The organism is Sphingobacterium sp. SGG-5 (assembly GCF_011043525.1).
In the GTDB taxonomy this organism is placed as follows: domain Bacteria; phylum Bacteroidota; class Bacteroidia; order Sphingobacteriales; family Sphingobacteriaceae; genus Sphingobacterium.
In genome coordinates, this window is record NZ_JAAKGO010000008.1 from 15,428 (window position 1) to 31,649 (window position 16,222).

General features: G+C 43.4%; 8 protein-coding genes. 6 read left to right on the plus strand and 2 right to left on the minus strand.

The features are described 5' to 3' along the window. Window positions 1–2 precede the first annotated feature (2 nt). Both hepC and G5B30_RS13125 read right to left on the minus strand, forming a co-directional pair. Window positions 3–1,973 carry a heparin-sulfate lyase HepC gene (gene hepC / locus G5B30_RS13120; RefSeq protein WP_165320458.1) on the minus strand — a complete coding sequence of 657 codons (1,971 nt, stop codon included), beginning with the start codon at window positions 1,971–1,973 and terminating at the stop codon, window positions 3–5. Window positions 1,974–1,980: 7 nt separating this feature from the next. Beyond that, window positions 1,981–3,177, minus strand: a complete 1,197-nt coding sequence (locus tag G5B30_RS13125) for a glycoside hydrolase family 88 protein (protein ID WP_165320459.1) — start codon at window positions 3,175–3,177, stop codon at window positions 1,981–1,983. 257 nt (window positions 3,178–3,434) lie between these two features. Between G5B30_RS13125 and G5B30_RS13130 the strand changes: the two genes are divergently transcribed. From G5B30_RS13130 to G5B30_RS13155, 6 genes are all read left to right on the plus strand, one after another. After that, window positions 3,435–6,029, plus strand: coding sequence for a DUF4962 domain-containing protein (locus G5B30_RS13130; RefSeq protein ID WP_206367123.1), 2,595 nt, complete (start codon window positions 3,435–3,437; stop codon window positions 6,027–6,029). 8 nt (window positions 6,030–6,037) lie between these two features. After that, window positions 6,038–7,672, plus strand: coding sequence for a sulfatase (locus G5B30_RS13135; RefSeq protein WP_165320460.1), 1,635 nt, complete (start codon window positions 6,038–6,040; stop codon window positions 7,670–7,672). A gap of 11 nt (window positions 7,673–7,683) precedes the next feature. Continuing rightward, window positions 7,684–9,189 (plus strand): sulfatase, encoded by a 1,506-nt coding sequence (locus G5B30_RS13140; protein ID WP_240903211.1) that lies wholly within the window; start codon window positions 7,684–7,686, stop codon window positions 9,187–9,189. 15 nt (window positions 9,190–9,204) lie between these two features. After that, complete coding sequence (locus G5B30_RS13145) at window positions 9,205–10,569, plus strand: sulfatase (RefSeq protein ID WP_165320461.1); 1,365 nt, start codon at window positions 9,205–9,207, stop codon at window positions 10,567–10,569. A gap of 103 nt (window positions 10,570–10,672) precedes the next feature. Next, window positions 10,673–14,773, plus strand: a complete 4,101-nt coding sequence (locus G5B30_RS13150) for a hybrid sensor histidine kinase/response regulator transcription factor (protein ID WP_165320462.1) — start codon at window positions 10,673–10,675, stop codon at window positions 14,771–14,773. 181 nt (window positions 14,774–14,954) lie between these two features. After that, window positions 14,955–16,211, plus strand: coding sequence for an MFS transporter (locus G5B30_RS13155; protein WP_240903212.1), 1,257 nt, complete (start codon window positions 14,955–14,957; stop codon window positions 16,209–16,211). Window positions 16,212–16,222 lie beyond the last annotated feature (11 nt).

Consider the following 16,222-nt stretch of genomic DNA (forward strand, 5'->3'; position numbering starts at 1 on the left):
CCTTATAGCTGCTGTTTGACGGTATGCGTTTTCCCGTCGATAACAATCGTGAAGTGAATGAAGCCATTTTGAGGGTCATTGCCTGCTTCTTCTTTATATTCGATTTGAGGAGCCACATTTCCATGAAATGGATAAAGCACTGTTGCAAATGTTACGGCATTACCGCTGGCTTTATTTTGCTCAAAAACAAAAGCCGGGCGTTCGACTTCTTTTCTATAGGAATAGGAGACTTTACCTTCCTCTTGGGCGAATGTTGCTTGGCCAGCATTGAAGTTGCGGATAAATAGATTATTCCCATCCGCGTACCTTGTCGATATGCTATTATCTGTTGTATTGTAGATCGGATCGCAATTTTCAGCCAGTTGAAAATGTATACCCACATTGCCTGTGGCATCACCTTCAGCTTTATCGAGGATAACAAAATATTTTTGATCGACAAAAAGTACAGTGCGGATATGATCTAAGTTTTTATAGCTCGGATTTTTATATACCAATATATCCAGGTTATCCGACGTCTGCCAGCGTATCAATTTGGCATCGCAAATTTCCATATCCGCATTGTTTAAGGTCAACGTCTTGTGGATTTTGGTCTGACGATACCAGTTCCGCAACTTCATGATTTCCTCATCACCACCGTAGACAAATACACCCGCATCGGGCATAAAATTGCGGCCTTTTACCCACAGTTCAAAAGTGCCATTGTCAGGTTGGCTATGCCAGAATGCCGGAGGACTTGCTTTCAGTACCATCACGGTTGCTGTATCTTTCCAGCTATTCCTAAAGGTATAGAAACCTCCGGTTGTTAAGCCTTTTGACAAATACGTGGGTGTTTCACCCTTTTTTCCTTCTGTTGCATAGTAGGCTATGATCTTGTTGTCTGGAAAAACCTTTGCCCAGTCTTTGAAGTTTCTTACACTATTTTTTTTATCGTTATTCCATGCATCGCCGAACATCGGATGCGTATAGTCCGGAAAAGAATAATTTACCTGTGCCAAAATCATTGATTCGATGGTGTTTTTATACGAAGCAGGAAACTCTTTGTCTACGCCCGCTAATTGAGCCATCGTCAGCGCTTTTAGGAAGATATTCGCGGCAGCCGTATGATAATTTGGTGAAAGCTCAAACTGTAGGCCGTCATCGTATATTTGTTTTTTGATTTCGGTATTCAGTACGTCAATACCACTTTTTCGCCATACCGGAGCATCTTTTAGCTCAGGGAAAAATGCACCGGCATAGATTATCCGTTGGGCTTCAAACAGCAGGTGATTGCCTTTTTCCGAATAATTGTGCAGGATATGGTCGGCATGTTTGGCATAGTTGTTCAAAAATACCATCAAAAACTCGGGTGTGAAATACGGCGAAGTCACGAACATATTGAACAAAGCTGTTTGCTCCTGAAGGCGGTGGGAAGTCTCTAAGGGTCTCCAGGCAAAGCGGTCATTATCTTTTGAAAGTCCCTTAGGGTTCTTCTTTACCCAATCTATGTATTGGTCAACCCATTCCTTAGCGTATTTTTCGTCGCCTGTGGACCAATAGGCCAAACCCATAGGCGTCCACCAATACATACGATGCAGCTGCCACCGGACCTCATTGTCCTTCACCGGCCAATGTTGCCAGTTGATATCTTTGCCGTAGTCAAAAAAACCGTAGCCTTTATGTACGTAGAACTGATGTTCCAGGCCTTTGTCGGCTTTTTCCTGATTATCTTTGGAGAGCTTTTTGCCAAAAAAACGGCCTTTGTCCTCCATATTATATTCGGGATGCCGGATATCCGACCGCTTTTTGTAATAACTTAATAAAGCGTTAGCGGCCTGATCGTATTTCTTTTTAGCGACCAAACTCTTCACTTTTTCTAAACCGGGATAATCCAGGTTTAGCGGTGCAAAGTCTTCTTGTACAGGTTTTGATGTCGGTTGTGCTATTCCCAAAAATGGAATAAAAACAACGAAAAGATATATTAATTTAAGTTTCATCGGTATCTTAATTTAGTGTTTTTAAATCGATGTTTTTTGCATCAGCATAACGCAAGAGCGCTTCTAAATAATAGTAGTCTGCATAGTTCAATGGTGTATCTATTTCCGAGTTATATAAAAACGCACCTACACTATGTTTCAGGATAAAGTAAGCGTTGTCATCTTCTGCGGCTAAATAGGCCGGTGAAGATAACGATTTCAGCATATCCTCCGCATAGCTGAAGTAAGAAGGATTATCGGTAAATTTCGCCAAGTCAATCAAAGCAGATGCGATAACTGCTGCAGCAGAAGCGTCTCTGGGAGCCCTTTCTCCACCATTGTGGATGTCATAATCCCAGTAGGGAATTTTATCCTTGTCTACATTTGGATGTTCCATAATGAATTTAGCAATTGCGATAGCATGGTTTAAGAAGACCTTGTTTCCAGTCTCCTTAAAGGCCATAGTATAGCCATACAGTCCCCAAGCTTGTCCTCTTGCCCAAGCAGATTCATGTGTTAAACCCTGGTGGGTTTCTTTCTGTATGGCCCGTCCGGAAAGCGTGTCATAGCTGATAACGTGATAAGAGCTGTTGTCTGCACGGAAATGGTTCTTCAAGGTTGTCATGGAATGCTGTACAGCTGCGTCGGCATATTCAGGCTTTTTGAAGTGATCTGCGGCCCAAAAAAGAAAATCAAGGTTCATCATATTGTCGATGATGACAGGGAATTCCCAATGTCCAAAATCCCAAGAACGTATAGCACCGACAGTTTTGTTATAGCGACCGTAGAGATGCGCCGCACCGAGCTGTAAGGTAGGCAAGTAAGCTTTGTCTTTGGTTAAGCGGTAGCCATTGCCAAAAGAGCAATAAATCATGAAACCAAGATCGTGTGTATGGGTGTAGTCTTTCAGCGAATCAAGAGCCAGTGTAAATTTACGTGCGTCCTTGCCCAATTGATTGTCGCCCGATAACTCGTAGCCAAACCACAGTGAACCCGGAAAAAAGCCAGTCGTCCAGTCTTCCTGAGGAGCAAGCCGTACCGTGCCGTCTGGATTGATAGATCGAGGATTCATGCCTGGGTGGTATACCTCCGCCGCTTTCTTGAGCTGATGAACAGCCGTTTTTTTAGCATGTTTTAACCAATTAAGGTCTTCCTGTGCTTGTGCGCGATACCCCGTAAATGTAAGCGTTATGCAGCAGATTAGAAGGCCGATAATTTTTCTCATAATAATTTCGATTTTTTGATATCTGTAAAATTAGCGTCCCCTCCTTTTTAGCCGTTTCAATTTTAGCCAAATTTATTTTGATTTTGATGAATGTCAACGATGTGTTACCAAGCTCAAGTCGGGCACAGAGTGAGCAATTGTGGATGAATCAGTTACGTGTTATGACTTATTTGTTTAAAACCTAAAGTATTTTAACGAAATTCAAAACACTTAAGGTGGAAAGGATTCTATTTTTGGACTATAACTTTAAATCTAAAATGATGATAAAAATTCTATTCACATTTTTGTGCATTCAAATGATTGCCGGTGAAGTCTGGGCACAGTCTACTATACATCTTGAGGAGGAAACACTGATGCACGAGATGCGGGCCACGCCATTTCCATTGGATGGTGCAGTTGTCAAGAACAGGAAAGTGCCGTTTATGTGGCCATTGGAAGGAAGTGCCGAACATAGGGCCGCATTGGACGGGTTTGAGGAGGAAGCAAAGAAGAAGCTGGACCCAAATCAAATAAATTACAGGCTACGTATTGCTCGGGATAGTGCATTTACAAAAGAAGTAAAGCACGTGGACTGTAGATGGGCTTTTTACAATGCGGACGAGCTATATGCCGATGGGACTTGGTTTTGGCAATACGGTTATGTGACGGGAGGAAAAACGAAGTGGTCTGCGTTGCTTCGTTTTACAGTAGAAAATAGTGCAGATCCTTTTGATCCGCCGTCTTTTCCTACATTCATAAAAAAACTACCTTCCTCACATCCCAGAGTTTGGCTATCTGAAAAAGAATGGGATACGTTTATCGAAAAAAGCAAAAGTAAAGAAGAACGGAACTGGTATCTCCAACGGGCAGATAAGGTCGTGAATGTGGCTATTAAGCCGATCGCGCAGACGATAAACACGAGCAAACTTGCCGAGTTGGATTCCGAGGTGAAGAAGGGAGCTTATTTAGTGCGTGAGGGACGGCGTGTCGTCGATCGGGAAGAAGCCAATACCGAGAGCCTGACACGAGCTTTTCTGTTGACCAAAGATAGGCGCTATTTTGAGGCTGCTATGCGTAGAATAGAAGAGATGGTGAGCTGGAAAGGAAGCCCTTATCTGAAAGGGGACTTTAATGAGTCTACCTTGCTCTCCCTGAGCGCGCTGGCTTATGATTCTTTTTATAGCCTGCTGTCCGACGGGCAGAAAAAAATGTTGCTGAAAGAGATTAAAGAAAATGGGGGGAAATTCTTTCAACGTTTTCAAAATCATTTTGAGGCACATATTGCGGATAATCATTCTGTGCAGATGACACTGCGTATATTGACTATGGCGGCTTTTGCAGCCTATGGTGATCTGCCTGAAGCGGCGACATGGGCCGATTATTGTTATAATGTGTGGATCGTCCGTTTCCCGGGAGTCAATGATGATGGTGGATGGCACAATGGCGATTCCTATTTTCATGTGAATATCCGTACCTTGATTGAGGTGCCTTGGTTCTATGGCCGGATTAGTGGTTATGACTTTTTTAAGGATCCCTGGTACAAAGGGTCGGCGATGTATGTCATGTTCCAACAACCCCCATTTTCCAAGTCTGCAGGAAACGGAAGCTCACACCTGCGGGTCGTTAAGCCGAATGGGCCCCGCGTGGCGTATGCTGATGCATTGGCCAAGTTGACAGATAATAGCTATCTGGCGGATTATGTACGGACCATTCAGACGGCCGAACCCGATATTATGAAAAAAGGATTTATGTCCAAACCCGGAGATTTGTCCTGGTTCCGGCTTCAGGACGATACACCATTGCCGAAAGGTAAAGGTTTAGCAGACCTGCCGCTGTCTTATGTTTTCCGGAATACAGGTATTGCAACGTTCATGTCCAGCTGGAAAGATATTAAGAGAAATGCCATGTTGACATTTCGTTCGAGCCCATATGGTTCTACTTCGCACGCCTTAGCCAATCAGAATGCCTTTAACACGTTCTATGCCGGCAAGCCGTTGTTTTATAGCAGTGGTCACCATGTCAGCTTTACCGATCAGCATAGTATCTATAGCCATCGAAGTTCGAGAGCACACAACACGATTTTAGTTGACGGGATGGGCCAAAAGATCGGTACAGAAGGATATGGCTGGATACCGAGGAGTTATTCAGGTGATGTGGTTTCCTATGTCTTGGGTGATGCTTCTAATGCCTATGGGAAGGTTGTTTCTCCGCTATGGCTGGAGCGAGGTCGTGTTTCAGATTTGGAGTATTCACCGCAAAATGGATGGGATGAAAATCACCTGAAGACTTTTAGAAGGCATATTGTACAATTGGGCGGTGCGGATCTGGTGTTTATTTATGACGAATTGGAGGCAGATAGGCCCGTTGAATGGGATTATCTATTGCATACCGTAGTGGATTCCATGCAGATAACACAGCAGAAAAACAATACACTGGTGCGGGCGACAAATACAAACGGTATATCAGATGCCTACATTTTTGCACCGGAGAAGCTTAAGGTAACACAAACAGATCAATTCTTCCATCCGGCGGTCAATTGGTTGAGAGCAGATGACAAAGGTCATTTTGCACCTTATCCAAACCATTGGCACGTAACAGCAAGTTCATCCAAACAAACGACATACCGTTATGCAACTATTATCCGAACGCATAACAAAAAGGAGGAGCCGGCACAACCAAAGTGGATAGGAGATCATACGATACAAGTCGACGATTGGATAATTAAAGTCAATGTGACGACTGCGGGTAAACCTTCTTTCTCCATAACGAACAGTAAGAATAATGTTTCGGTGCTGTATGAAGATTCGACAAAAATTATAGAAAATGGTAAGGAAACGGTATTGAAAGATCAATTGCCGGATTTAGAAATTTGAAAGGAATTATGAGAAAAGAAAAGACGTTATTGTTTATTGGGCTGTTAGCGCTGGCCGCAGGGGTCAGTTCCTGCACACAGCAGAAAGCGACAGATGGTAAGAAGCCGAACATCATTTTTATTATGACGGACGATCATACTACCCAGGCCCTGAGTGCGTATGACAAACGCTTTATTGAAACACCTAATTTGGATCGATTGGCGGATGAGGGTATTAAGTTTAACAATTGTTTTGTGACCAATGCTGTTTGTGGGCCTTCCAGAGCGGTGATTCTTACAGGTAAATACAGTCATATTAATGGGTTGACGGACAATCACACAGTTTTTGATAGTACACAGACTATCTATCCGCAATTGCTGAAGGAGGCTGGGTATCAAACTGCTATGATCGGCAAATGGCACCTAGGCTCGACACCTGTAGGTTTCGACTATTACAGTATTCTTCCCAATCAAGGGGAATATTACCAACCTGTTTTTATCGAAAATGGAAAAGAAGTGCAGGAGAAAGGATATGTTACCGATGTTGTAACGGACAAAGCTATTGGTTTTTTGGATGAGCGAGATAGAGAAAAGCCATTTCTCCTGATCTATCAACAGAAAGCACCACACCGCAACTGGCTTCCTGCACAACGGCATTTGGGTATGTTTGATGATACCGTATTCGAAGAGCCCTCTAATCTATTGGACGACTATGCTCACCGTGGGCGGGCGGCCAAAGAGCAGCTGATGGCCATATCCAAAGACATGTGGAATGCCTGGGATTTGAAGTTGATGTCATCCGAAGATCTGGAGGCAATGGCGAAAAAGCCGATAACGAAAATTGCAGACGCGAAAGATGATGATTTTACACAGGCGAACGATAAAAGTTTGGATCAGCAGCGATTCTTTCAGGTGTTTAATCGGATGACATCGGAAGAAAAAGCAGCATGGACAAAAGTATACAATAAAAGAGTGGCTGAATATAAGCGATTAAACCTCAAAGGCGACGATCTTGTGCGGTGGAAATACCAGCAGTATATGAAAGATTATCTGGCCTGTGTGGTTGCGGTGGATGAAAATGTAGGCCGCCTATTGGATTACTTGGAAAAGGAGGGCGAGTTGGATAATACGATTATCGTATACACATCGGACCAAGGCTTTTTCTTGGGTGAGCATGGTTATTTTGATAAACGCATGATGTACGAAGAATCGCTGCGGACACCATTGTTGATCCGGTATCCAAAGGGTATCAAAAAAGGGTTGGTTTCGGATGCATTGGCGATGAATGTAGATTTTGCGCCGACATTGCTGGATTATGCAGGGGTGACTATCCCTAAGGATATGCAAGGGGTATCCTTGAAGCCGGTGATCGACAATGAAGGTAAAGCCCTTCCGGATTGGCGTGATGCGGTGTATTACCATTATTACGAATATCCAAGTTGGCACATGGTAAAAAGGCACTATGGCATTCGTACAGACCGTTATAAATTAATTCATTTTTACAACGATATCGATGAGTGGGAATTGTACGATCTGAAAAAGGACCCTAAGGAAATGCGGAACGTGTACGGTGAAGCTGATTACGCCGAAGTCGTACAGCTTATGCATACCCAGTTGAAAGCCCTACAGCAGCAATATGGTGATACGAATCCTACGGAACAATAATAAATTATCAGATGATGAATAAGACAGTATATTACATGAAGAATATTTATTTTGTGGCGATAGCTTTCATGCTATTCTCCTGCCAGACAAAACAAGAACAAGATCGACCGAATATCCTTTTGTTGATGTCGGACAACCAGTCCTGGAATCATGTTGGTGTATATGGTGATCCAGTCGTAAAGACGCCGAATGTGGATAAGATCGCAGCAGAGGGTGTCCGCTTTACGCATGCTTTTTGCAATTCTCCGTCTTGTACCCCTGCGAGAGCAGCCTTGCTCACCGGACAGGATATCTGGCGCATCGAAGAGGGGGCTAACCTTTGGGGAGTTTTACCGACAAAATTTACTGTTTTCCCGGATCTGTTGGAAAAAGCGGGTTATAAAGTGGGTTACGACGGCAAAGGTTGGGGCCCCGGAAGCTATGAAGCCAATGGACGTACGCGTAATCCGGCGGGCGATAAATACGCGAATTTTGCAGAATTTATAAAGAAGACTGAAAAAGGCGAACCCTGGAGCTATTGGTTCAATAGCTTGCATCCCCACCGCCCTTATGAGGTCGGATCGGGCGAAAAAGCGGGTATCGCTCTTGAAAGTATCAAGGTACCTGCCTATTTGCCTGATACGCATGATGTGCGTATGGATATCGCAGATTATTATGCGGCAATCCAGACGTTTGATACAGAGGTCGGTGAAATTATGCAGCAGCTTAAGGAAAGTGGGCAGTTGGACAACACGATTGTTGTCGTCTGTAGTGACAATGGCTGGCAAATGCCACGAGGCTTGGCGAACTTGTACGATTTTGGAACACGGGTACCCTTGATTGTGTCGTGGCCGGAGCGTTTCAAAACGGATGTGGTAACCGATGAATTGGTTACTTTGTTGGATCTGACACCGACCTTTCTGGCATTGGCAAAAGCCGAAGTGCCCGATGACATGACAGGTAAGAGTTTGTTGCCCATCGTTGAAAAGGACGCAGAAACGTTTCAATCAAGAGAGTTTGTGGTCTTCGGACGTGAACGGCATGCCTTTGTCAGGCAGCATGGCTTGGGCTATCCCGGCCGGGCTATTCGCACAAAACAGTATCTGTATATCAAAAATTATGAAGCAGACCGTTGGCCGGCAGGAGATCCTCCGCTATACGGAGACGTCGATCCTTATATGTTGAATTATCCGGGGCCAGCGAAATTTTTTATCCTGCAACATAAGGATGAGCCGGAAGCACAACAGGCTTTTCAGCTGGCATTTGCTAAACGCCCCACAGAGGAGCTGTATGACGTTATAAACGACCCTGATCAGTTGCATAACCTGGCTGCTGACAGCAAATATCAGGAAGTAAGGGCGAAACTGGCCGAGCAAATGGTCAATTATCTGAAAAAAACAAATGACCCACGGGAAACAGGTGGTAAAATAATCTGGGACAGCACAGATTATTTTAGTGAAATAGACAAAACACCAAAGCCAAGCCAAGAAGCAATAGCTATATTTGACTTGGATACGATGTATAATTATTTGAAATAGAAGGAGCTATTACGAATGAAAAAATATATCATCATCGCAGTTGCATGGATGACGTACCTGTCGGGTTATGCACAAAGTAAGCAGGCAGATCGTCCGAATATATTGATTATCATGACCGATCAGCAGACGGCGGAAGCGATGAGCTGTGCGGGAAATATAGATCTTCATACGCCGGCGATGGATTTTCTGGCCGCACATGGTACGCGCTTTACGGAAGCGTATTGCGCGCAACCGTTGTGTACGCCATCTCGGTCCTCGATTTTTAGCGGTGTGATGCCCAGTACGAATGGTTTTGTGGGCAATTACTCCGAAGAGGACGGTCAATGGCCGGACTCGTTGTTGGTTATGGGGAAAATATTTAAGGATGCGGGCTATAAGACGGGATATGTCGGAAAATGGCATCTTCCTTTGCCACCGGCCAAGATTGCCCAACATGGCTTTGAATATATTCACAACACCTGGACCGGCGATTTTATGGATGCGGCAAACCCGGCCTACTGTGCGCGGTTTATGAAAGAAAACAAAGACGAACCATTTCTATTGGTCGCTTCCTTTCTCAACCCACATGATATCTGTGAATGGGCGAGGAACGATTTCTTAAAAATGGACTTTATCGATCAGCCGCCAGCGCCCGAATTATGTCCTGTGTTGCCCTATAATTGGAGAATTTCGCCTCACGAACCACCCATCATCCGTGAACAGCAGAAAGTAAATCCAAGGACGTATCCGTCTACAGATTGGGAAGCCGGTAGATGGAGACAATACAGATGGGCATACAACAGGTTAGTGGAGAAAGTGGATGGGTATGTGCAGATGCTTCTGGATGGACTTAAGAAATATGGTTTGGAAGAAAATACAATTATTATCTTCACGAGCGACCATGGCGACGGCTATGCGGCCCATCAATGGAACCAAAAGCAGGTATTGTACCAAGAGTCGGCGAAGGTGCCTTTTATCGTATCGAAAATAGGTTCTTTCCAACCGAAAGTTAACAACAATTTGATTTGTAACGGGACGGATATCATGACGACAATTTGCTCCTATGCGGGTATAAAAGCTCCCGCATACCTGCAAGGGGCTGATGTGAAGAAAGTCATGGATAATCCGCAACATCGGTTGCGGGATACGTTGGTCATCGAGACCGATTTTGCGGATAATACGGTGCTACTGGGAATACGTGGACGGGCGGTGATTACGCATCAATATAAGTATATTGTGTATGATAAGGGCGATTTTCGAGAGCAATTGTTTGATCTGGAGAAAGACCCCGGTGAGACGAGAAATCTGGTCGTGGATACAAATTATAAAACCGAGCTAAAAAACATGCGTGATTACCTTAAAGCATATTTACGCAAAAGTGGAGATCCGTTCACTCCGTAAAAATTTAGCTATAATGCAGAGGTTCAACAAGATGATCGGTTAAAAATGCTAAATTTGCATTTGAAGCGAGCTTGAGGATAGGAAAATAGAAAGGCTATTAACGATGAAAAGAGATGTGAGACTGTTGGTGATAATATCCTGGATGTATATCTTATATCCTGTTGTGCTTTCAGCGCAATTTAATCATGAGCTCAAGCATCAGTTCAGAACCATATCTATTGAGCAAGGGCTTTCTCAAAGCACCGTATATACCATTATACAGGATAAACTCGGATTTATATGGATGGGGACACAAGATGGCCTCAACCGTTATGACGGGAGAACCTTTCAGGTGTATCGGCCGTTAAAAAATAATCCGGCTTCTGTTGCGTCGTCTTATATACGCAGTCTATTTGTAGATCGTCATGGCGTATTGTGGGTGGGTGGCAATAAAGGGATAAGTTCCTTCGACCACGTCAAGGAGACATTTCACAACTATACGCTAAATGTAAAACCGGGTGAATGGTTTGTCTCGTCGATTCAGGAAGATGAAGCGGGCCGGATCTGGCTGGCGACCAGTGGGGGAGAGTTATATGTATTCGATAGGGAGCAACAACAGTTTCAGCAGGTGAATACGCATGCCACTCCGGACGATGTAGGTAGCATTTGGCATATCGCCAAAGTTGGTAAGCTGTTTCTATTGGGTACCGATAAAGGTATATTCCAGTTCGATCCTTCGACGGGAAAATTGAGCCGACATGCGATAAATAGGAAGGTAAAGGTCAATTATATTTTTATAGACGACGACCATATATGGGCGGGTACAGAAGGTGAGGGGCTACTGGAGTATAATCGATCAACACATGGCATACGATCCTACAGGCATATTGTAGGTTTGGCATCCAATAGCTTGGCTGACAACGACGTCCGCAGCCTGGGTAAAGATGAGCAAGGCAATCTATGGATTGGGACCTTCAAAGGCTTATCCATTTTGGATGTTCATCAAGCGACCATCCAGAATTATTTTCAACAATATTCGGTGCCGCATACATTGAGTCAAAACTCCGTGCGCTATATTTTTCGGGATAAGCAAAATGGCATGTGGATGGGAACCTATTATGGCGGGGTTTCCTATCATCATAGCGACGATGTCCGATTTAATTTTCTCAATAGAAATACGGGTAGCTTGTCTTTAAATGATAATGTGGTGAATGTCATTCAAGAAGATGCTCGTAAAAATATATGGATAGGCACCAACGATAAGGGGCTGAATTTTTGGGATCGGGAGAGAGGAGTAGTCAGGCATTTTTCACACAGTGAAGGAGATGCAAATTCGCTCGGCTCCAATAATATCAAGGCGATTACCTTTGACGACCGGGGAAATGTGTTAATCGGGACACACAACGCCGGGTTGAGCCTGTTTAATCCGAAGACCGGAAAAACGGTGAGCCTAAAACATGATCCCGAGGATGGCGCATCGATAGCCGGTGACATGGTTTATGCGTTGCTGAAGGACAAAATGGGGCGCATATGGGTGGGTACGCGCTCCGGCTTAGATAGGTTTAACGAAACTACCCGGAAATTTTCACATCTCTACCTGGATAAAAACGGTGTACGGCTTTCATCGGATGAGATTACGACATTGATGGAAGATCGTAAAGGTAGGATCTGGATAGGTACGACGAATGGAGTGAATATCTTAGATCCCGATCAACTTGTTTTTGATGTTTTTCCAGGTTCCCATCTGAGTAATGACGTTGTAACATCGATCGCTGAAGATAAAAAAGGTCGTGTATGGATCGCCACGCGCGATGGTCTTAATCAATATGATGAGAAAAGGAAATCTTTTATTGTAAGAAATGATGAGAAGAACCCTATACAAGGTATTATCTATAGTATAGTAAGCGATGAGGAAGGATATTTATGGCTGTCGACTTCTAAGAATTTAATTCGGTTTGATGCGGACAATGGATTGTACCAACAGTTTGATGTAAAGGATGGCTTGCAAATAAGTCAGTTTAACTTATCTGCTGTAGCGAAGACGACTGATGGCATGTTGTTGTTCGGTGGCATCAATGGATTGACGTTTTTTTATCCCAAAGAAGTCACACCCCAAAAGCTGGATTTGCAGCTTACATTTACCGGACTGGAAGTGCTGAATAATCCTGTTTTCGCAGGGGATGCCCACGGTATTTTGGAACAGCATATCGACCAACAGAAGCTATTGAAGCTGGATCATGACCATCGACAGTTTACCATATATTTTAACACATTTGACTATATCTCGCCCAATAAGATAACATATCGTTATAAGTTGGAGGAGTATGACAACGATTGGATAGAGACAACCGATGTATCAAGTGCCACATATACCAATCTGAAGGCAGGGTCTTATACGTTTCGTGTCACCGCCGTAGGGCCTTTAGGGGAGAGTAGCCCCGAGCGGGTGATCGGTATTAAAGTATTACCCCCCTGGTGGAAGAGCGACTGGTTTTTCTTGATCATAGGTCTCTGTTGTGCCGCTGGTATATATGTAGCTTATCTGGTGATTACGGAACGGCTGCGAACGTTGCACCAACTGAAGATGGAACGCTTGCAAAGGGAGTTTACGACCAATAAGCTGAATCTTGAACGTGTGGAACGGGAAAAAATCGATTCGATCAATCAAATGAAGACCGATTTTTTTACCAATATTTCGCATGAGTTTCGTACACCGCTTACGCTGATTATATCGCCTTTGGAAGAGCTTATTGATCAAGAGGTTTCGGATAAGACGACAAAAAAATATTACGAACTGATGTTGCAGAATGCCAAGCGGCTCTATCATCTTGTCGATCAGGTTTTGGAATTCAGAAAAACAGAGGCAGGAACGAAAAAATTGCAGATAAGCCAGGGTGATATTGTAGCTTTTGTGCGGGATATCTATGATTCATTTATGGCTTTAGCACAGAAAAATACAATCCATTATGTTTTTGAATCCAATGAACAGGAGCTGCCTGGATTCTTTGATCGGGATGCGATAGAACGTATCTGTTTCAACCTGCTATCCAATGCCTTTAAATATACACCTGTAGGAGGAGACATTTCAATAACTATCGATAAAAACGGATCGGATGTTCTTATCCAGGTGGAGGATTCGGGTGTTGGTATTTCAAAGGAGGAACAAAAACAAATTTTCGAACGCTTTTATCAGGTCGATTCACGCGAAATGAATCTCGGGTCCGGAATTGGTTTGGCTTTCACCAAAAAATTAGTCGAGCTGCATCATGGAAGTATCGATGTAGAAAGCGAAAAAGAGAGAGGTACACAATTTACGGTGCGTATTCCTATTTCGGATGAAAGTTATAAACTTGAGGAGTTATTGGAGAACCAGCTTATTATTGAACAAAGGGAATCTGGTCCAGAGCATGATGATCTGGAAAGTGAGATAGGGGTTACTATCGGAGAAGAGTCTGGCCGTGAGTCACTCCTGATTGTGGATGACAATCACGAAATCGTGGATTACCTGCATCATTATTTTGGTAAGCAATACGATATCAAGGTCGCTTTCAATGGTAAAGAGGCGTTGCATCATTTGGAAACAGAGACTTTCGATCTGATTATTTCAGACGTCATGATGCCTGAGGTGGACGGTATTCAGCTATCGAAGAAAATAAAGCAAAATATCACGACCTGCCATATCCCTATTATACTGTTGACCGCGAAAAGTGAGACTGCCCATCAGATTAAAGGTCTCGAGGCGGGGGCAGATGATTACGTCGCCAAGCCTTTTTCGATCGCTTTGTTGGATGCGAAGGTGCAGAATATCCTGAAATCACGGAAGCGGTTGAAGGAATACTTTTCTTCCTCCAAGGAGATTGTTCCCGAAAATATCGCTTTCAATGCGCTCGATGAGGAGTTTTTGCGCCAAGCTATTAGTATTATCGAAAAACATATTGGCGATTCGGATTTTTCGGTAGATAAGTTTAGCCGGGAAATCGGAATGAGCCGATCGAATTTGTACTTAAAGCTCAAAGCGATAACGGGCGAATCTGCCACAGATTTTGTCAAACGTATACGCTTCAATAAGGCTACCGAACTATTGGAGACCCGACAATATACGATGGCTCAAGTGGCCTATATGTGTGGCTTCAATTCTCCTTCTTATTTTTCGACAGCATTCAAGCAATATTACGGTTGTATGCCTACAGAATACCTGGAAAGGAAAGAATCTGGGCTAAATTAATCTTATTCCTCGATTTTAGTCAATTCTAAAACAATATTAATCAAAATTGAAATCCTAAAAAGGCGATCTACACTAAATTCGCTACATCATTGATACCAATTTATGACTTGGTAAATGTTATGATAAGGGGGGATGATACGGTGAGAAAGAAACCTAAATGTTAACAACGATACTTTAATCGATGATGCAACGAAGTAATTTTTTAGTAGGGGTGATATTGGTGATTTGGTTTGTAATTTCCTTTGTGACAAACATTATGGGACCTTTGATGCCTATAGTTATCGAAACCTATAAGCTAAACCTCACCATGGCTGCTTTTTTACCCTTTTCCTTTTTTCTGGCTTATGGTGTTATGTCTATTCCAGCTGGTATCATGACGGAGCGGTTGGGGGGAAAAAGAGCAATGCTCATAGCATTCGCACTTAATTTTATAGGTGCGCTCGCCATTGTTCTATATCCGGTATATGCTGTGGCGTTGGCATCACTCTTTATCATTGGCATTGGTATGGCCATGTTGCAAGTGATTATCAATCCCTTAATGCGCGTGGCAGGAGGTGAGGAGCATTTTGCCTTTTATTCTGTCCTGGCGCAGTTGATTTTTGGAGCGGGTTCTTTTGTAAGTCCATTTGTCTTTACCTATATGATGGAGGGTTTATCATCGCCTGTACAGGGCAACGGATTTCTAAATTTATTTTCGTCTTTAGTGAATGGTGATATGCACTGGACAGCCCTGTATGGGCTGTTTACCATGATCTTTGTCCTGATTTTTGTATTACTTTTTACGATTAAGATACCCAAGGTTGAGCTTAAAGATGATGAAAAATCCGGTACCGGAGCTGTTTATCTTGATCTGCTCAAGGACAAGAAGGTGATTTTGTTTTTCTTCGGTATCGTCGCGTATGTAGGTACAGAGCAGGCTATTGCCAATTGGATGTCGCAGTTTCTAAAACAATATCACAACATAGACCCAACCACACAAGGAGCTACAGCTATTGCTTGGTTTTGGGGATTGATGTCAATAGGATGTCTATTAGGCTTGGTATTTCTTAAACTTTTCGATTCCAAATGGGTACTTAAAACAGCGGCTGTACTCGCGCTGACTGCAATATCGTTAGCATTGTTTGGCAGTAGTGCAGTTTCCTATTATGCCTTTATGACATGTGGGTTTACCATATCCGTTATGTTTTCGATTATCTTTTCATTAGCACTCAACTCCATATCGGCACATCATGGCTCTTTCTCGGGAATATTATGTTCAGGTATCTTCGGCGGCGCACTTGTTCCCTTACTGGTAGGCGCGCTGGGTGATTGGGTGGGCCTACGTTATGCGATGATCATCCTTTATGCGACAGTGGGGTATATTCTATATTTAGCCTACTACGCCCAGCCCTTGATTGCCAATAAGACTGTAAAATTGAAAGAACTATTCAAATTATAACCCATTAAATT

Excerpts from the sequence above, each read along its gene's own strand:
- G5B30_RS13135 (WP_165320460.1), top strand. The coding sequence starts at position 6,038 with ATGAGAAAAGAAAAGACGTTATTGTTTATTGGGCTGTTAGCGCTGGCC.
- G5B30_RS13145 (WP_165320461.1), top strand. The coding sequence starts at position 9,205 with ATGAAAAAATATATCATCATCGCAGTTGCATGGATGACGTACCTGTCG.
- G5B30_RS13150 (WP_165320462.1), top strand. The coding sequence starts at position 10,673 with ATGAAAAGAGATGTGAGACTGTTGGTGATAATATCCTGGATGTATATC.
- G5B30_RS13140 (WP_240903211.1), top strand. The coding sequence starts at position 7,684 with ATGATGAATAAGACAGTATATTACATGAAGAATATTTATTTTGTGGCG.
- G5B30_RS13155 (WP_240903212.1), top strand. The coding sequence starts at position 14,955 with ATGATGCAACGAAGTAATTTTTTAGTAGGGGTGATATTGGTGATTTGG.
- G5B30_RS13130 (WP_206367123.1), top strand. The coding sequence starts at position 3,435 with ATGATGATAAAAATTCTATTCACATTTTTGTGCATTCAAATGATTGCC.
- G5B30_RS13125 (WP_165320459.1), bottom strand. The coding sequence starts at position 3,177 with ATGAGAAAAATTATCGGCCTTCTAATCTGCTGCATAACGCTTACATTT.
- hepC (WP_165320458.1), bottom strand. The coding sequence starts at position 1,973 with ATGAAACTTAAATTAATATATCTTTTCGTTGTTTTTATTCCATTTTTG.